We start from the raw sequence: 16,041 nt of genomic DNA, 5'->3' as shown, positions 1-16,041 counted from the left end.
CGGGGGTCTTCCGCAGTGCCACTCCCGACCGCCGACCGCCCTCTTGAGGAACGGTGGTACGTCCGGGTCCCCGGCCCCCGCCGGAGGTGTCGTCAGCCGTGGCTTGGACGGGCTCTGCGTATGTACGTATTACGTGCGTCGCGCGAAGAACTGCGAGATGCAGGCGGTCGTGCGTCAGCCCTGGCGCTGCTTGTGGCGCAGGTTGTCGCAGATGACCATGACCCGACCGTGACGGCGGATCACCTTGCACTTGTCGCAGATCTTCTTGACGCTCGGCTTGACCTTCATGGGATGTCAGGTTCTCCGGGTCAGTGCCATCACCCGCCGAAACGGGGTGCCGGCAAGATCTACTTGTAGCGGTAGACGATCCGGCCACGCGTCAGGTCGTACGGAGAGAGCTCCACCACGACCCGGTCATCCGGGAGAATACGGATGTAGTGCATCCGCATCTTGCCGCTGATGTGCGCCAGGACCTTGTGACCGTTCTGGAGCTCCACCTTGAACATTGCGTTCGGGAGGGACTCGATCACGGTGCCCTCAATCTCGATGGCACCTTGCTTCTTGGCCACGCTTCGCCTTTCGAATCGGCTACCTTGATCGACTCTCGCGATCCCTTGCCCTAACTGCGGACACACGGATGCACCAGAGCCGACGAGTCAGTCTACGTCAGCGGACTCCAAAAGACGAATCCGTCAAGTTTGCCCAGCTGGAATGATCCTTAGACCTGCTGGATGGGTCGCATCGGCGCAGTGGGGCGCGGTCAGCCCAGGGGGTCCGGAGCCGCCTCGATTCCGTACTCCGCGAGCTTCGCCCTGCCGCAGTCCGGGGCGGTCAGGACCAGCGGCCCCTGCTCGGTCAGCGCGATGGAGTGCTCCCAGTGCGAGGACCAGGTCCCGTCCGTCGTGATGACCGTCCAGTCGTCGCCCAGGGTCTCCGTCTGCGCCGTACCGAGCGAGACCATGGGCTCGATCGCCAGGCAGACGCCCGGGACCAGCTTGATGCCCTTGCCGCGCTTGCGGGAGACGTAGTTCAGCAGGTGCGGGTCCATGTGCATCTCGGTGCCGATGCCGTGGCCGCCGAAGTCCTCGATGATCCCGTACTTCCCGGTCGCCGGGCGGGGCTGGCGGCGGATGTAGGTCTCGATCGCCCTGGAGATGTCGACGAGGCGGTTGTTCGCCTTCATCGCGGCGATCCCGGCCCACATCGACTCCTCGGTCACCCGGGAGAGCTCGACCAGCTCCGGAGCGTGACCGGTGCCCACGAAGGCGGTGTACGCGGCATCGCCGTGCCAGCCGTCCACGATGGCCCCGGCGTCGATCGAGATGATGTCGCCGTCCTTGAGGACCGTCTTCTCGTCCGGGATGCCGTGGACGACGACCTCGTTGACCGAGGTGCAGATGGTCGCGGGGAACCCGCCGTACCCGAGGAAGTTCGACTTCGCTCCGTGGTCGGCGATCACCTTGCGGGCCACCTGGTCCAGGTCCTTGGTGGTGGCCCCGGGCACGGCCGCCTCACGGGTGGCGGCGTGAATGGCAGCGACCACCAGGCCCGCCTCACGCATCTTCGCGATCTGCTCGGGGGTCTTGATCTGCACCATTGCTCGGCGCCTCTCTGCATCGACGGTGACGGGTACGGCTGGGGCTGCGGCGTATTCAACGATACGGGCGCAAGCAGTCGGCCGCGGCGCCCTGAGGCGCCGCGGCCGGCTTGCACAGCGGGTGGTACGGGGGGCGCTCAGCCCTCGGAGGGCTTGTTCAGCGCCTCCATCGCGCGGGCGGTCACCTCGGTGACCTTGCCGAGCGCGGAGATGGTCACCACCAGGCCCTGGGCCCGGTAGTAGTCGATGATCGGCTCGGTCTGCGAGTGGTAGACCTCCAGCCGGGTCCGGACCGTCTCCTCGCTGTCGTCGTCCCGCTGGTACAGCTCGCCGCCGCAGGTGTCACAGACACCCTCGGTCTTCGGCTTGTTGTACGTCGCGTGGAAGACGTGCGCGCTGTCGTTGCGGCAGATGCGGCGGCCCGCGATCCGCTTCACGACCTCATCCTCGGGGACCTCCAGGTCGAGGACCGCGTCGAGCTTCACGCCCTCGTCCTTGAGCATCACGTCAAGGGCTTCGGCCTGGCCCACGTTCCGCGGGAAGCCGTCCAGCAGGAAGCCGTTCACGGCGTCGGGCTGGGACATGCGGTCCTTGGCCATCCCGATGGTGACCTCGTCCGGCACCAGCTGGCCCGCGTCCATGTAGGCACGGGCCTGCTTGCCAAGGTCGGTGCCCTGGCTGATGTTGGCGCGGAAGAGGTCGCCCGTGGAGATGTGCGGAATCGACAGGTTCTCGGCAAGGTACGCAGCCTGCGTTCCCTTGCCGGCACCCGGAGGCCCGACGAGGACGATTCGCATCAGCGGAGGAACCCTTCGTAATTGCGCTGCTGGAGCTGACTCTCGATCTGCTTCACGGTTTCCAGACCCACACCCACGATGATGAGGATGCTCGTCCCGCCGAACGGGAAGTTCTGGTTCGCACCGCCGAAGCCTGCCAACGCCATCGTCGGCACCAGAGCGATCAGGCCCAGGTACAGCGAGCCCGGCCAAGTGATCCTGTTGAGCACATAGCTCAGATACTCGGCAGTAGGTCGACCTGCCCGGATACCCGGGATGAAGCCACCATACTTCTTCATGTTGTCGGCGACCTCGTCGGGGTTGAACGAGATGGCCACGTAGAAGAAGGCGAAGAACACGATGAGTACGAAGTACGTCGCGATGTAATACGGGTGGTCACCCGTCACGAAGTTGTCCTGGATCCAGGTCGCCCAGCCCGCCTGGGAGTTGGAGAACTGGACGATCAGCGCCGGGATGTAGAGCAGCGACGAGGCGAAGATGACGGGAATCACACCCGCCTGGTTCACCTTCAGCGGGATGTACGTGGACGTACCGCCGTAGGACCGGCGTCCGATCATGCGCTTCGCGTACTGCACCGGGATGCGGCGCTGGGCCTGCTCGACGAAGACGACGAGGCCGACCATCACGAAGCCGATGAGGATGACGGTGCCGAACTCGATCCAGCCGTCGGCCAGCTTGCCGCTCTCCTTGATGGCCCACAGGGCGCCGGGGAACGTGGCGGCGATCGAGATGAACATCAGGATCGACATGCCGTTGCCGATGCCGCGGTCGGTGATGAGCTCGCCGAGCCACATCACGGCGGCCGTGCCGGCGGTCATCGTCAGGACCATGATGATCGTGGTGAAGACCGACTTGTCCGCGACGATCTGGTTGGCCACGGAGCAGTTCTGGAACAGCGCCCCGCTCCGGGCGGTGGCGACGAGGCCGGTGCCCTGGAGGACGGCCAGAGCCACCGTCAGGTAACGCGTGTACTGCGTGATCTTCGCCGTGCCGGACTGCCCCTCCTTCTTGAGGGCTTCCAGGCGCGGGATCACGACGGTCAGCAGCTGGAGAATGATGCTGGCCGTGATGTACGGCATGATGCCGAGCGCGAAGATGGTGATCTGCAACAGGGCGCCACCGCTGAACATCTGCATCAGACCGAGGAGGCCACCCGAGTCGGCCTGGTCGATGCATTGCTGCACCTTCGCGTAGTCGACCCCGGGAGACGGGATGTGTGCCCCGAGCCGGTAGATCACGATGATGCCGAGCGTGAAGAGCAGCTTCTTGCGCAGGTCGGGCGTCTTGAACGCTCGGGCGAACGCGGTGAACACGGTGCCTCCTGCGACCCCCGCGCTATGCGTCAGAGGCGACGGGTCTGGATGGGACTGGACGGGATCGGATACAAGGCAGCCCTACATCGTAAGGAGGCCACAAAAGATTAACGGCGCCACCCTACCCGGCCCAGCGCTGAGCAGGAAACACGCGCTGCCCTCCGGTGCAGCGCCCATCACCCGCGCCACGCCGGGAAAGAGCGGCGAAGCCACACCAATGGGGACGTCAGCGTCATCGGGCTCCCCCATCACCGGTACAGGCAACACCCGTTCAACCTTTCCCGAGGCTTTACGGTTCCCGTACAGCGGCACGAAAGGCCCGGGCACGCGGAAAAGCCTGGCCGGCCGCCTCCGAAGAGGCGGCCGACCAGGCTCAGTTCTGTCCCGCGGCTCAGACGAGCTCGGTGACCGTACCGCCGGCGGCGGTGATCTTCTCCTTGGCGGAGCCGGAGACGGCGTCAACCGAAACCTGGAGCGCCACGGAGATCTCGCCCTGTCCGAGGACCTTGACGAGGTGGTTGTTGCGCACGGCACCCTTGGCGACCAGGTCGGCCACCGTGACCTCTCCACCCTCGGGGTAGAGCGTCGCGAGCTTGTCCAGGTTCACGACCTGGTACTCCGTGCGGAACGGGTTCTTGAAGCCCTTGAGCTTCGGGAGACGCATGTGGAGGGGCATCTGGCCACCCTCGAAGCGCTCCGGAACCTGGTAACGGGCCTTCGTACCCTTGGTACCACGGCCTGCGGTCTTACCCTTGGACGCCTCACCACGACCCACACGGGTCTTGGCGGTCTTGGCGCCCGGGGCAGGCCGGAGGTTGTGGGCCTTCAGCGGGCTGTTCTCCGCCATGTCAGTCAACCTCCTCAACCGTCACGAGGTGGCGGACGGTGTGCACCATTCCGCGGAACTCGGGGCGGTCCTCCTTGACAACCGAGTCGTTCAGGCGCTTGAGCCCGAGCGAACGCAGGGTGTCGCGGTGGTTCTGCTTGCTGCCGATGTACGACTTCGTCTGCGTGATCTTGAGGCGAGCCATTACGCACCCGCTCCCGCACGTGCACGCAGCAGAGCCGCGGGGGCGACGTCCTCAAGGGGCAGACCGCGGCGAGCCGCGATCTCCTCGGGACGCTGCAGGCCCTTGAGGGCCGCCACGGTCGCGTGCACGATGTTGATCGCGTTGTCGGAGCCGAGCGACTTCGACAGGATGTCGTGAACGCCGGCGCACTCCAGAACGGCGCGCACCGGGCCACCGGCGATAACACCGGTACCGGGGGAAGCAGGCTTCAGCAGGACGACGCCCGCAGCCTTCTCGCCCTGGATCGGGTGAGGGATGGTGCCCTGGATGCGGGGGACCTTGAAGAAGTTCTTCTTGGCCTCTTCGACACCCTTGGCGATGGCCGCGGGAACTTCCTTGGCCTTGCCGTATCCGACACCGACGGTGCCGTCACCATCGCCCACCACGACCAGCGCGGTGAAGCTGAAGCGACGACCACCCTTCACAACCTTGGCGACGCGGTTGATCGCGACGACGCGCTCGACGTACGCGGTCTTCTCGGCGGCGCTGGCGCCACCGTCACGGCCCTTCCGGTCCCGCCGCTCGCCGCCACCGGCACCGCTTCCGCGGCGCTGGGGTCCAGCCATTGGATTTACCTCTCTCTGTTACGTCCGCTGTGCGTAGGAACCGGGGCTTAGAACTTCAGCCCGGCTTCACGGGCGGCGTCAGCCAGAGCGGCAATCCGCCCGGCGTACTGGTTACCACCGCGGTCAAACACGACGGCCTCGACGCCTGCGGCCTTGGCACGCTCGGCGACCAGGGCGCCGACCTGCTGGGCCTGGGCGCTCTTGTCGCCCTCGCCACCACGGATCGAGGTGTCCAGGGTCGACGCCGACGCGAGCGTGTGGCCCGCGATGTCGTCGATGACCTGGGCCACGATGTGGCGGTTGGAACGCGTCACGACCAAGCGGGGACGCTCCGGCGAACCGGAGATGTGCTTGCGGACGCGGATGTGCCGCCGCTTGAGAGCGGCACGCTTGTAAGCGTCGCCCTTGGCGATCTTCACACCGTATGCCATGGCTACTTACCAGCCTTTCCGACCTTGCGGCGGATGACCTCGCCCGCGTACTTGACGCCCTTGGCCTTGTACGGGTCGGGCTTCCGCAGCTTGCGGATGTTGGCGGCTACCTCGCCGACCTTCTGCTTGTCGATGCCCTCGACGCTGAGCTTCGTGGGCGACTCGACCTTGAAGGTGATGCCTTCCGGAGCCTCGATGAGGATCGGGTGGCTGTAGCCCAGGGCGAACTCCAGGTTGGAGCCCTTCGCCTGGACGCGGTAACCGACACCGCTGATCTCGAGCGCCTTGGTGTAACCCGTGGTCACGCCGGTGATCATGTTCGCCACCAGCGTGCGGGACAGGCCGTGGAGGGCCTTGTTCTGACGCTCGTCGTTCGGGCGGGTGACGTTGAGAACGCCGTCCTCGCCCTTGGAGACCTCGATCGGCGCGGCGACGGTGTGCGTGAGGGAACCCTTGGGGCCCTTCACGGCGACCGTACGGCCATCGATGGTGACGTCCACACCGGCGGGAACCTGGATGGGGAGCTTGCCGATTCGCGACATGAGCTTTCCTTCCTTTCCCGACTACCAGACGTAGGCGAGGACTTCCCCACCTACGCCCTTCTTGCCTGCCTGCTGGCCGGTCAGGAGACCGTGGGACGTGGAGATGATCGCCACGCCCAGGCCGCCGAGGACCTTCGGCAGGTTGGTGGACTTCGCGTAAACACGCAGACCCGGCTTCGAGATCCGCTTGATGCCGGCGATCGAGCGCTCGCGGTTCGGGCCGAACTTCAGCTCAAGGACGAGGTTCTTGCCGACCTCGGCGTCCTCGACCTTCCAGCCGGTGATGAAGCCCTCCTGCTGGAGGATCTCCGCGATGTGCGACTTGATCTTGCTGTGCGGCATCACGACGGAGTCGTGGTACGCCGAGTTCGCGTTACGCAGACGCGTGAGCATGTCTGCGATGGGATCAGTCATGGTCATGAATTGGCCTTCGGCCTCTCTCGCCGGGGTTTCCTGTATGCACCATCCCTCTCCCCACTCAGTGGCGGGACGGGTGCGGTGCGGGGACCTACGGCGTAGTAAGTCGGTCTTGGGCGGCAGGCGCCCAACCCTTCAAGCCTACGGCATGAAAGGCGGGGCTCCTGCCGACCAGATGCTTACCGAGAGTCTCCGGGTACTTCCAACGCCCAGGGGGCGGAGGAGAGTTACCAGGAGCTCTTGGTCACGCCCGGCAGCTCGCCACGGTGAGCCATCTCACGAAGGCACACGCGGCAGAGGCCGAACTTGCGGTAGACGGAGTGGGGCCGGCCGCAGCGCTGGCAGCGGGTGTACCCGCGAACGCCGAACTTCGGCTTACGGGCGGCCTTAGCGATCAGAGCCTTCTTCGCCACGGTCAGTTCTCCTTGAACGGGAAGCCGAGGTGACGAAGGAGGGCACGACCCTCGTCGTCGTTGGTCGCCGTGGTGACCACGGTGATGTCCATGCCCCGGACCCGGTCGATCTTGTCCTGGTCGATCTCGTGGAACATGACCTGCTCCGTGAGACCGAAGGTGTAGTTGCCACGGCCGTCGAACTGCTTCGGCGACAGACCACGGAAGTCACGGATACGCGGCAGCGCGAGCGACAGCGTACGGTCCAGGAACTCCCACATCCGGTCACCGCGGAGGGTGACGTGGCAGCCGATCGGCTGGCCCTCGCGCAGCTTGAACTGCGCGATGGACTTGCGGGCCTTGGTGACGGCCGGCTTCTGACCGGTGATCGTGGTGAGGTCGCGAACGGCCCCGTCGATCAGCTTGGAGTCGCGGGCGGCGTCGCCCACACCCATGTTGACCACGATCTTGACCAGACCGGGAACCTGCATGACGTTCTCGTACGAGAACTCCTCACGCAGCTTGCCGGCGATTTCCTCGCGGTAGCGCGTCTTGAGACGCGGCGCAGTGGTGGCAGTCATCAGATGTCCTCACCGGTCCGCTTGGCAACGCGGATCTTGTTGCCCTCGTCGTCAAAGCGGTAGCCGACGCGGGTGACAACCTTGTTGCCGTCCTTCTCCACGACCAGCTGCACGTTGCTGACGTGAATGGGGGCCTCGGTGGTGACGATGCCACCCGTCTGCGAGCCGCGAGCCGTCTGACCGGCCTTGGTGTGCTTCTTGACCCGGTTGACACCCTCGACGAGGACGCGGTCCTGAGCGGGGTAGGCCACGATGACCTTGCCCTGCTTGCCCTTGTCCTTACCGGTGATGACCTGAACCAGGTCGCCCTTCTTGATCTTCATGCTTACAGCACCTCCGGCGCGAGCGAGATGATCTTCATGAACTTCTTCTCGCGCAGCTCTCGGCCCACGGGGCCGAAGATGCGGGTGCCGCGGGGGTCGCCGTCGTTCTTCAGAATGACGGCGGCGTTCTCGTCGAAGCGGATGTACGAGCCATCCTGACGACGACGCTCCTTGACGGTGCGAACGATGACGGCCTTGACGACGTCACCCTTCTTCACGTTGCCACCGGGGATCGCGTCCTTGACGGTGGCGACGATGACGTCACCGATACCCGCGTAGCGGCGACCCGAGCCACCGAGAACACGAATGGTGAGAATTTCCTTCGCACCCGTGTTGTCGGCGACGCGCAGTCGCGACTCCTGCTGGATCACGTCTATCTCCTGATCGTCTGCCGGTTCCCGGCGGGTGCCTCTCCGTTACCGGGGAGGCACCTCACCGAGCCTGGCGGAACTGACCTGAGGGAAACCCCTCAGGAATTACTTGGCCTTCTCGAGGATCTCGACGATGCGCCAGCGCTTCGAGGCGGACAGCGGACGCGTCTCCATGATGAGGACACGGTCGCCGACGCCGGCGGAGTTCTGCTCGTCGTGGGCCTTGAGCTTGTTCGTACGGCGGATGACCTTGCCGTACAGCGCGTGCTTCACGCGGTCCTCGACGGCGACGACGACGGTCTTGTCCATCTTGTCGCTGACGACCAGACCCTCACGGGTCTTGCGGAAACCGCGGTCGATCTTGCTGGTCTCAGTCACAGTCTTCTCGCTCATCAGGCGCTCTCCACCGTCTCGATGCCCAGCTCGCGCTCGCGCATCAGGGTGTAGATCCGGGCGATGTCCTTACGGACGGACTTGAGCCGGCCGTGGTTCTCGAGCTGGCCCGTCGCCGCCTGGAAGCGGAGGTTGAACAGCTCTTCCTTGGCTTCGCGGAGCTTGTTGAGGAGCTCCTCGTCGCCCAGCTCGCGCAGCTCGGACGCCTTGGTACCGGCCGACATCACGACTCACCTGCCTCGCGCCGAACGATCCGGCACTTCATCGGAAGCTTGTGAGCAGCGCGGGTAAGCGCCTCACGAGCAATCTTCTCGTTCGGGTAGGACAGCTCGAACATCACCCGACCCGGCTTGACGTTCGCGATCCACCACTCGGGAGAACCCTTACCGGAACCCATGCGGGTCTCGGCAGGCTTCTTCGTCAGGGGACGGTCCGGGTAGATGTTGATCCAGACCTTGCCGCCACGCTTGATGTGACGGGTCATCGCGATACGAGCGGACTCGATCTGACGGTTCGTCACGTACGCCGGGGTCAGCGCCTGGATGCCGTACTCGCCGAACGCAACCTGCGTGCCACCCTTGGACATACCGCTGCGCTTCGGGTGGTGCTGCTTGCGGTGCTTGACCCTACGGGGGATCAGCATTTCGGTCAGGCCTCCGTTCCGGTGCTCTCAGCAGCCGGAGCAGCGGCGGTAGCGTCGGCCTTGGGGGCCTCGGCTGCCGGAGCCGACTGCTGCGGCTTACGGCCGCGACCGCCACGCTCGCCACCACGGCCACCGCGGCCGGCCGGGCGGTCAGCGCCGCCACGAGCCGGACGGTTACCGGCGCGGGCCGCGGCGTTCTCGGCGCGAACCTCGGCGATGTTCTTGACGTCGCCCTTGTAGATCCAGACCTTCACGCCGATGCGGCCGAAGGTCGTCTTGGCCTCGAAGAAGCCGTAGTCGACGTTCGCGCGGAGCGTGTGCAGGGGCACACGGCCCTCGCGGTAGAACTCCGAGCGGGACATCTCGGCGCCGCCGAGGCGACCGCCGCACTGGATCTTGATGCCCTTGGCGCCGGCCTTCATCGAGCTCTGCATGCTCTTACGCATGGCACGACGGAAGGAGACGCGGGAGGAGAGCTGCTCGGCGACGGCCTGGGCCACCAGCTGAGCGTCCACCTCGGGGTTCTTGACCTCAAGGATGTTCAGCTGGACCTGCTTGCCGGTCAGCTTCTCCAGCTCGCCGCGGATGCGATCGGCCTCGGCGCCGCGGCGACCGATGACGATGCCCGGACGGGCGGTGTGGATGTCAACGCGGACGCGGTCGCGGGTGCGCTCGATCTCGACCTTCGAGATGCCGGCCCGCTCCATGCCCTTCGTCATCATGCGACGAATGGCGACGTCTTCCTTGACGTAGTCCTTGTACAGCTTGTCGGCGTACCAGCGGGACTTGAAGTCCGTGGTGATGCCGAGCCGGAACCCGTGCGGGTTTACCTTCTGGCCCATTACCGGGTTCCTTCCTTGCTGCTGACGACCACGGTGATGTGGCTGGTCCGCTTACGGATCCGGTAGGCCCGGCCCTGAGCACGCGGACGGAACCGCTTCAGGGTCGGACCCTCGTCCACGTACGCCTCGCTGATGACCAGCGAAGAGGCGTCGGTGTGGTCGTAGTTGTGTGCAGCGTTGGCAATGGCGCTGTCCAGCACCTTGCCAACCGGCACGCTCGCGGCCTGCGGGGCGAAACGCAGGACCGCCTGAGCCTCCGTGGCATCCATGCCACGGATGAGGTCCACCACGCGGCGGGCCTTCATGGGCGTGACGCGGATGTACCGCGCCTGGGCCCTGGCTTCCATGGTTGTCCCTTCGGTGTAAGTCATAGTCGTTTCCACCCCGCGCTAGCGGCGCTTCGACTTCCGGTCGTCCTTGACGTGGCCGCGGAAGGTGCGAGTCGGCGAGAACTCGCCGAGCTTGTGGCCGACCATCGACTCGGTGACGAACACCGGGACGTGGATCTTGCCGTTGTGCACCGCGATGGTGTGACCCAGCATGGCCGGGACGATCATCGAGCGACGGGACCAGGTCTTGATGACGTTCTTGGTCCCCGCGTCGTTCTGTACGTCCACCTTCTTGAGGAGGTGGCCGTCGACGAAGGGCCCCTTCTTGAGACTGCGCGGCATCTAAACCCGCTCCTAGCGCTTCTTGTTCGTCTTGCGGCGGCGGACGATGTACTTGTTGCTCGCCTTCTTGGGAGAACGAGTACGACCCTCCTTCTGACCCCACGGCGAGACCGGGTGGCGACCACCGGAGGTCTTGCCTTCACCACCACCGTGCGGGTGGTCAACCGGGTTCATCGCGACACCGCGGACGGTCGGGCGAACGCCCTTCCAGCGCATGCGGCCGGCCTTGCCCCAGTTGATGTTCGACTGCTCGGCGTTGCCGACCTCGCCGATCGTCGCGCGGCAGCGCGCGTCGACCAGGCGGATCTCACCCGACGGCATACGAAGGTGGGCCATGGTGCCCTCCTTCGCCAGCAGCTGCACGGAGGCACCCGCGGAACGGGCGAACTTCGCGCCGCCGCCGGGCCGCAGCTCGATGGCGTGGATGGTCGTACCGACCGGGATGTTGCGCAGCGCCAGGTTGTTGCCGGGCTTGATGTCGGCGGTCGGACCGTTCTCGACACGGTCACCCTGCGACAGGCCACGGGGAGCGACGATGTAACGCTTCTCGCCGTCCGCGTAGTGCAGCAGCGCGATGCGCGCGGTGCGGTTCGGGTCGTACTCGATGTGCGCGACCTTGGCCGGCACGCCGTCCTTGTCGTGACGACGGAAGTCGATCACTCGGTAGGCGCGCTTGTGGCCACCGCCCTGGTGGCGAACGGTCACACGACCGGCGTTGTTACGGCCGCCCTTGCTGTGCAGGGGGCGGACCAGCGACTTCTCCGGCGTGGACCGCGTGATCTCGACAAAGTCGGCGACGCTGGAGCCACGACGGCCCGGGGTCGTCGGCTTGTACTTGCGGATACCCATTTCTCAGTCCTCGTCCGATTCCGGACGACTCGACCTCACTAGGAGGTCGGGCCGCCGAAGATGTCGATACGGTCGCCCTCGGCGAGGGTCACGATGGCGCGCTTCGTGTCGGCGCGCTTGCCGAAGCCGGTCTTGGTGCGCTTGCGCTTACCCTGCCGGTTGATCGTGTTGACCCCGGTGACCTTGACCGAGAAGACCGCTTCCACGGCCTGCTTGATCTGGGTCTTGTTGGAGCCGGGCGCGACGATGAACGTGTACTTGTTCTCGTCGAGCAGCGCGTAGCTCTTCTCGGAGACCACGGGCTTGACGAGAACGTCACGCGGGTCCGAGTACGTCTTGCTGGTAACGGTCGCCTCGCTCATCAGGCGTCGCTCCCTTCGGTCTCAGCGGTCTGGGGGCCAGACACGAAGGACTCGAAGGCGGCCTGGGTGAAGACCACGTCGTCAGAGACGATCACGTCGTACGTGTTGAGCTGGCCCGGCTCCAGGATGTGCACCTGGGGCAGGTTGCGCGCGGACAGCCACGCGGCCTCGTCGGCGCGGTCGACGACCAGGAGCAGGTTCTGGCGCTCCGAGATCTTGCCGAACAGCGTCTTGGCGGCCTTCGTGGAGGCGGCACCCTCGACCACGCCGGTGACGACGTGGATACGGGAGTGACGGGCCCGGTCGGAGAGGGCACCGCGCAGGGCGGCGGCCTTCATCTTCTTCGGGGTCCGCTGCGAGTAGTCACGCGGCTGCGGGCCGTGGACGACGCCACCACCGGCGAACTGCGGGGCGCGGGTCGAACCCTGACGGGCGCGGCCGGTGCCCTTCTGGCGGTAAGGCTTCTTACCACCACCGCGGACTTCACCGCGGCGCTTGGTCTTGTGCGTGCCCTGACGGGCAGCCGCCAGCTGAGCGACAACGACCTGGTGGATCAGCGGAACGCTGGTCTTCGCGTCGAAGATCTCCGCGGGGAGGTCGACGGTACCGGCCTTGTCGCCTGCCGGCGAAAGGATGTCAATGGTGCTCATTACCTCAAGCCCCCTTGGCCGCGGTACGGACCAGGACGAGGCCGCCGTTCGGACCGGGGACCGCGCCCTTGATGAGGAGCAGACCCTTCTCCGCGTCAACCGCGTGGATGGTCAGGTTCTGGGTGGTGACGCGCTCGTTACCCATGCGGCCCGCCATGCGCATGCCCTTGAAGACACGCCCAGGGGTGGCGCAGCCACCGATGGAACCGGGGGAACGGTGCTTGCGCTGGGTGCCGTGCCCGGCGCCGAGGCCCTTGAAGTTGTGACGCTTCATGACACCGGCGAAGCCCTTGCCCTTGCTCTTGCCCGTGACGTCAACCTTGACGCCGGACTCGAACACCTCGGCAGTGACCTCCTGGCCCAGCGTGTACTCGCTGGCGTCAGGGGTGCGGAGCTCCACCAGGTGGCGGCGCGGGGTGACGTCGGCCTTGGCGAAGTGACCCTTGAGGGGCTTGTTCACCTTGCGCGGGTCGATCTCGCCGAAGGCGATCTGGACCGCTTCGTAGCCGTCGCTGTCGTTCGTACGGACCTGCGTCACGACGCACGGCCCGGCCTTGACGACGGTCACCGGGACGACCCGGTTGTTCTCGTCCCAGACCTGGGTCATGCCGAGCTTCTCGCCCAGGACGCCCTTGATGTTCTTGCTCATCTCGGCCCGTCCCCTCAGAGCTTGATCTCGATGTCGACGCCCGCCGGGAGGTCGAGGCGCATCAGCGAGTCAACCGTCTTCGGCGTGGGGTCGAGGATGTCGATGAGGCGCTTGTGCGTGCGCATCTCGAAGTGCTCGCGAGAGTCCTTGTACTTGTGCGGCGACTTGATGACGCAGTACACGTTCTTCTCAGTGGGCAGCGGCACCGGGCCCGCGACCGACGCACCAGTGCGGGTCACCGTCTCGACGATCTTCTTCGCCGAGGAGTCGATGACCTCGTGGTCGTAGGCCTTGAGCCGGATGCGGATCTTCTGTCCCGCCATGGCTACTAGTAGTCCTGTCTCTCGTAACGCTCTGGAACCCAGGGGCTCTCTGGACTCCTCCTCCGACCCACGCGGTCGGGCGTGTCGCATCCCCTCTACGAAAATCTCCCTAAGGAGATCCCAACCAAGGGGGTGCGGACCCTGAGACCGCGGAACCGGGGGCGGAACACCCACCGGGTGCCTGGCCGGCGCCCTGCTTTGCTTCCCGGAAGATTCCCGTACGTCCGGCCCATACAGGGCCGACGAGTACTGTGGGACTCGCTTCCGGTCCTCCCGGCGGGAGGCGCGCAGCATTGACACTCAACCGAGCAACCTGGTCAGTGTGCCATACGGGGCGCGGGCCTGGCCAATCGAGTCGGGAATCCTACCCCGAGCGAGCGCGTACTCAAACGCGGGCGCGCATCCGGCGGGTCCCCCGCCCCGGCCGCTATTCGGAATATCAGCCTCCCCCCTGGTGTCCAGGGCTTTTCGGACGGCGCCGAAAACCCTGGCCGGTGCCTCCCCGGCTTCGCGATGCTCAGGACCGAGACGGCCCGGGAACACGAGCCCGGCCGCACCGGAACCCTTGGGGTACGCATGCGACAGAAGACCTTGGCGAGGACGCTGGTCAGCCTCACCGCAGCCGTCGGGATCGCCGCCGGAAGCCTGGCCGGCGCGGGCACCGCCTTCGCGGCTCCCGTACCGAAGGCCCCGTCGGCGGCGAGCGCCGATGTGGGGGCGCTCGCGGTGGTCAACCTGGGCCTGAGCACGGCACAGGCCCAGAACGTGCAGCGCGCGCTGAAGGCCCGCTGGGGCTACGGGGGCAGCATCGACGGGAAGCTCGGCCCCAACAGCTGGAAGGCGATGCAGCGCTTCCTCAAGAAGAAGCACGGCTACACCAGCGGGATCGACGGGATCGTCGGCACGGGCACGGTGAAGGCCCTCCAGCGCTTCCTCAAGAAGCACTACCAGTACAACGACAGCATCGACGGGGTGGCCGGACCGAACACCCAGGCGGCCTTCAAGCGGATGGCCGGGTTCTGCCCCAGCGGCTGCCTGCTCTGACCTGCCCCGCAGCACCACCTGTCCGCCCGGCCCGCAGCACTCCGCGGGCCGGGCGGACGCGTTCCCCGAATCCCCCGCTCCCCGAAAAGAAGCCCGGCGCCCCCTCGCGCCGCTTTGCCCCGCCCACCGCCCCGCCGCCAGCATGGCAAGGCAAGGCTTGCCGTACTGAACCGGCGAGGTCCAGGCAATCGGGGGGAACACATGCTCCGCATCCACTTCACCGACGCCGACCTGGCCAGGACCCGCGTGGCCGCCGGGCCCGACCCGCTGTGGGAGATCTGCGCGAGCCTGCACCGGTTCCAGAGCCGCCACGGCCGCTGGGCCTACGCCGACTGGTACCGCACGGCCCGTGACCGGCTCCAGGCCCAGCACTTCACCCGCACCCTGCGCACCTTCCTGCTGCCCCTGGTCCCCCGGGCCGCCTACTTCCCCGACTTCCTGACCCCGCGCGAGGCCGCCGAAGGGCTCGACAGCGGGCTGGAAGCCATCCTGGCCGCCCCGCCGAGCCGGGTCCGGGACGAAGTGGACATCCTCCGCCGCACCAGCGGAGCCCCCGCGTGGGCGCCCCGGCTGGCCGAGCCGGGTATGCGCAAGGAGCTGGTCGGGGCGATGCGGACCTACTACGACACCGTCATCGCGCCGCACGGCGAGCACGCCCTGGCCCGGGTCGAGGCGGAGCGGTCCGCCCGCGCCCGCGCCGTGCTCGACCACGGGGCCGAGGGGGCGCTCCGGGGGCTGGGGCCCTGCCTGCGCTGGCAGCGCCCCGTCCTGCACGCCGCCTACCCCGAGGACCGCGACCTGCGTCTGGACGGCCGCGGTCTCCTCCTCGTCCCGTCGTACTTCTCCTGGGGCAACCCGGTGAGCCTCGCCGAGCCGACGCTCGAACCGGTGCTGTTCTACTCGCTCAGCCACGAGCCCCACCACTCCACGCTCCCCGGGGACCTCGGCTCCGGCGCGTCCCTGGCGACGTTGCTCGGGCGCACCCGGGCCGCCGTCCTGCGCGCCGCCGCCAACGGCGCCACCACCGGCGAGCTGGCCCGTTTCGCCGGCGTCTCCGCGTCGTCCGCCAGCCAGCACGCCACCACGCTCCGGGACAACGGCCTGATCGTCAGCCACCGCCACGCCTCCTCCGTCCTGCACACCCTCACCCCGCTCGGCGCCGCCCTGCTGCGCGGCAGCACGGGCGCGCGGCCGACCGCGCCCACCTCCTGACGG

Annotated in this window: 28 protein-coding genes; 2 read left to right on the top strand and 26 right to left on the bottom strand. The window is 66.7% G+C overall.

Annotated elements, in window-relative coordinates; all coding sequences use genetic code 11:
- Positions 1 to 174 precede the first annotated feature (174 nt).
- From rpmJ to rpsJ, 26 genes are all read right to left on the bottom strand, one after another.
- A complete protein-coding gene (gene rpmJ / locus ACZ5WC_RS05775) occupies positions 175 to 288 on the bottom strand; it encodes a 50S ribosomal protein L36 (protein ID WP_003956441.1) in 114 nt (37 codons plus the stop codon).
- Between the two features lie 59 nt (positions 289 to 347).
- Entirely contained in the window at positions 348 to 569 is a 222-nt protein-coding gene (infA, locus tag ACZ5WC_RS05770; RefSeq protein WP_003956442.1) for a translation initiation factor IF-1, read from the bottom strand.
- A gap of 191 nt (positions 570 to 760) precedes the next feature.
- Positions 761 to 1,597, bottom strand: a complete 837-nt coding sequence (map, locus tag ACZ5WC_RS05765) for a type I methionyl aminopeptidase (protein WP_096625066.1) — start codon at positions 1,595 to 1,597, stop codon at positions 761 to 763.
- 137 nt (positions 1,598 to 1,734) lie between these two features.
- Positions 1,735 to 2,394: an adenylate kinase gene (locus ACZ5WC_RS05760; RefSeq protein WP_311121055.1), complete on the bottom strand. Its 660-nt coding sequence runs from the start codon at positions 2,392 to 2,394 to the stop codon at positions 1,735 to 1,737.
- Positions 2,394 to 3,707, bottom strand: coding sequence for a preprotein translocase subunit SecY (secY, locus tag ACZ5WC_RS05755; RefSeq protein WP_468539629.1), 1,314 nt, complete (start codon positions 3,705 to 3,707; stop codon positions 2,394 to 2,396). Before secY ends, ACZ5WC_RS05760 begins: the two co-directional genes overlap by 1 nt.
- Before the next feature lie 391 nt (positions 3,708 to 4,098).
- A complete protein-coding gene (gene rplO, locus ACZ5WC_RS05750; RefSeq protein ID WP_003966942.1) occupies positions 4,099 to 4,554 on the bottom strand; it encodes a 50S ribosomal protein L15 in 456 nt (151 codons plus the stop codon).
- Between the two features lies 1 nt (position 4,555).
- Positions 4,556 to 4,738, bottom strand: coding sequence for a 50S ribosomal protein L30 (gene rpmD / locus ACZ5WC_RS05745; protein ID WP_003966943.1), 183 nt, complete (start codon positions 4,736 to 4,738; stop codon positions 4,556 to 4,558).
- On the bottom strand, positions 4,738 to 5,343 hold the full coding sequence (gene rpsE / locus ACZ5WC_RS05740; protein WP_096625060.1) for a 30S ribosomal protein S5: 606 nt from the start codon (positions 5,341 to 5,343) through the stop codon (positions 4,738 to 4,740). Before rpsE ends, rpmD begins: the two co-directional genes overlap by 1 nt.
- Positions 5,344 to 5,390: 47 nt before the next feature.
- Positions 5,391 to 5,774, bottom strand: a complete 384-nt coding sequence (gene rplR, locus ACZ5WC_RS05735) for a 50S ribosomal protein L18 (protein ID WP_015610732.1) — start codon at positions 5,772 to 5,774, stop codon at positions 5,391 to 5,393.
- Positions 5,775 to 5,776: 2 nt separating this feature from the next.
- The gene (gene rplF / locus ACZ5WC_RS05730) at positions 5,777 to 6,316 is read right to left on the bottom strand and encodes a 50S ribosomal protein L6 (RefSeq protein ID WP_096625058.1); all 540 of its coding nucleotides are present in this window, start codon (positions 6,314 to 6,316) and stop codon (positions 5,777 to 5,779) included.
- Positions 6,317 to 6,337: 21 nt separating this feature from the next.
- Positions 6,338 to 6,736 carry a 30S ribosomal protein S8 gene (gene rpsH / locus ACZ5WC_RS05725; RefSeq protein ID WP_003966947.1) on the bottom strand — a complete coding sequence of 133 codons (399 nt, stop codon included), beginning with the start codon at positions 6,734 to 6,736 and terminating at the stop codon, positions 6,338 to 6,340.
- A 224-nt stretch (positions 6,737 to 6,960) separates the two neighbouring features.
- Positions 6,961 to 7,146: a type Z 30S ribosomal protein S14 gene (locus ACZ5WC_RS05720; RefSeq protein ID WP_003948630.1), complete on the bottom strand. Its 186-nt coding sequence runs from the start codon at positions 7,144 to 7,146 to the stop codon at positions 6,961 to 6,963.
- A gap of 2 nt (positions 7,147 to 7,148) precedes the next feature.
- Positions 7,149 to 7,706, bottom strand: a complete 558-nt coding sequence (rplE, locus tag ACZ5WC_RS05715) for a 50S ribosomal protein L5 (protein ID WP_006126888.1) — start codon at positions 7,704 to 7,706, stop codon at positions 7,149 to 7,151.
- Positions 7,706 to 8,029, bottom strand: coding sequence for a 50S ribosomal protein L24 (rplX, locus tag ACZ5WC_RS05710; protein WP_003966949.1), 324 nt, complete (start codon positions 8,027 to 8,029; stop codon positions 7,706 to 7,708). The genes rplE and rplX overlap by 1 nt, the downstream gene beginning before the upstream one ends.
- 2 nt (positions 8,030 to 8,031) lie before the next feature.
- Positions 8,032 to 8,400, bottom strand: a complete 369-nt coding sequence (rplN, locus tag ACZ5WC_RS05705) for a 50S ribosomal protein L14 (RefSeq protein ID WP_003966950.1) — start codon at positions 8,398 to 8,400, stop codon at positions 8,032 to 8,034.
- A gap of 105 nt (positions 8,401 to 8,505) precedes the next feature.
- On the bottom strand, positions 8,506 to 8,793 hold the full coding sequence (rpsQ, locus tag ACZ5WC_RS05700) for a 30S ribosomal protein S17 (protein ID WP_096625056.1): 288 nt from the start codon (positions 8,791 to 8,793) through the stop codon (positions 8,506 to 8,508).
- Positions 8,793 to 9,017, bottom strand: coding sequence for a 50S ribosomal protein L29 (gene rpmC / locus ACZ5WC_RS05695; RefSeq protein ID WP_003966952.1), 225 nt, complete (start codon positions 9,015 to 9,017; stop codon positions 8,793 to 8,795). Before rpmC ends, rpsQ begins: the two co-directional genes overlap by 1 nt.
- Positions 9,017 to 9,436: a 50S ribosomal protein L16 gene (rplP, locus tag ACZ5WC_RS05690; protein WP_003966953.1), complete on the bottom strand. Its 420-nt coding sequence runs from the start codon at positions 9,434 to 9,436 to the stop codon at positions 9,017 to 9,019. Before rplP ends, rpmC begins: the two co-directional genes overlap by 1 nt.
- Positions 9,437 to 9,441: 5 nt before the next feature.
- Positions 9,442 to 10,278: a 30S ribosomal protein S3 gene (gene rpsC, locus ACZ5WC_RS05685; RefSeq protein WP_096625054.1), complete on the bottom strand. Its 837-nt coding sequence runs from the start codon at positions 10,276 to 10,278 to the stop codon at positions 9,442 to 9,444.
- A complete protein-coding gene (rplV, locus tag ACZ5WC_RS05680) occupies positions 10,278 to 10,625 on the bottom strand; it encodes a 50S ribosomal protein L22 (RefSeq protein ID WP_004571827.1) in 348 nt (115 codons plus the stop codon). Before rplV ends, rpsC begins: the two co-directional genes overlap by 1 nt.
- Positions 10,626 to 10,667: 42 nt before the next feature.
- Positions 10,668 to 10,949: a 30S ribosomal protein S19 gene (gene rpsS, locus ACZ5WC_RS05675; protein ID WP_387853870.1), complete on the bottom strand. Its 282-nt coding sequence runs from the start codon at positions 10,947 to 10,949 to the stop codon at positions 10,668 to 10,670.
- A 12-nt stretch (positions 10,950 to 10,961) separates the two neighbouring features.
- Positions 10,962 to 11,798 (bottom strand): 50S ribosomal protein L2, encoded by an 837-nt coding sequence (gene rplB / locus ACZ5WC_RS05670; RefSeq protein ID WP_003966957.1) that lies wholly within the window; start codon positions 11,796 to 11,798, stop codon positions 10,962 to 10,964.
- A 38-nt stretch (positions 11,799 to 11,836) separates the two neighbouring features.
- Positions 11,837 to 12,160 carry a 50S ribosomal protein L23 gene (gene rplW / locus ACZ5WC_RS05665; protein WP_014154589.1) on the bottom strand — a complete coding sequence of 108 codons (324 nt, stop codon included), beginning with the start codon at positions 12,158 to 12,160 and terminating at the stop codon, positions 11,837 to 11,839.
- A complete protein-coding gene (rplD, locus tag ACZ5WC_RS05660) occupies positions 12,160 to 12,810 on the bottom strand; it encodes a 50S ribosomal protein L4 (protein ID WP_096625052.1) in 651 nt (216 codons plus the stop codon). Before rplD ends, rplW begins: the two co-directional genes overlap by 1 nt.
- Positions 12,811 to 12,814: 4 nt before the next feature.
- Complete coding sequence (rplC, locus tag ACZ5WC_RS05655; RefSeq protein WP_003966960.1) at positions 12,815 to 13,459, bottom strand: 50S ribosomal protein L3; 645 nt, start codon at positions 13,457 to 13,459, stop codon at positions 12,815 to 12,817.
- 14 nt (positions 13,460 to 13,473) lie between these two features.
- Positions 13,474 to 13,782: a 30S ribosomal protein S10 gene (rpsJ, locus tag ACZ5WC_RS05650; RefSeq protein WP_003948644.1), complete on the bottom strand. Its 309-nt coding sequence runs from the start codon at positions 13,780 to 13,782 to the stop codon at positions 13,474 to 13,476.
- A 576-nt stretch (positions 13,783 to 14,358) separates the two neighbouring features.
- Between rpsJ and ACZ5WC_RS05645 the strand changes: the two genes are divergently transcribed.
- Both ACZ5WC_RS05645 and ACZ5WC_RS05640 read left to right on the top strand, forming a co-directional pair.
- On the top strand, positions 14,359 to 14,826 hold the full coding sequence (locus ACZ5WC_RS05645; RefSeq protein ID WP_468539628.1) for a peptidoglycan-binding domain-containing protein: 468 nt from the start codon (positions 14,359 to 14,361) through the stop codon (positions 14,824 to 14,826).
- Between the two features lie 201 nt (positions 14,827 to 15,027).
- Positions 15,028 to 16,038: an ArsR/SmtB family transcription factor gene (locus ACZ5WC_RS05640; protein ID WP_468539627.1), complete on the top strand. Its 1,011-nt coding sequence runs from the start codon at positions 15,028 to 15,030 to the stop codon at positions 16,036 to 16,038.
- Positions 16,039 to 16,041 lie beyond the last annotated feature (3 nt).

Source organism: Streptomyces sp. NPDC033165, from assembly GCF_055577965.1.
The sequence above is the reverse complement of the archived record's forward strand: the minus strand, read 5'-3'. Positions and strand labels throughout refer to the sequence as shown.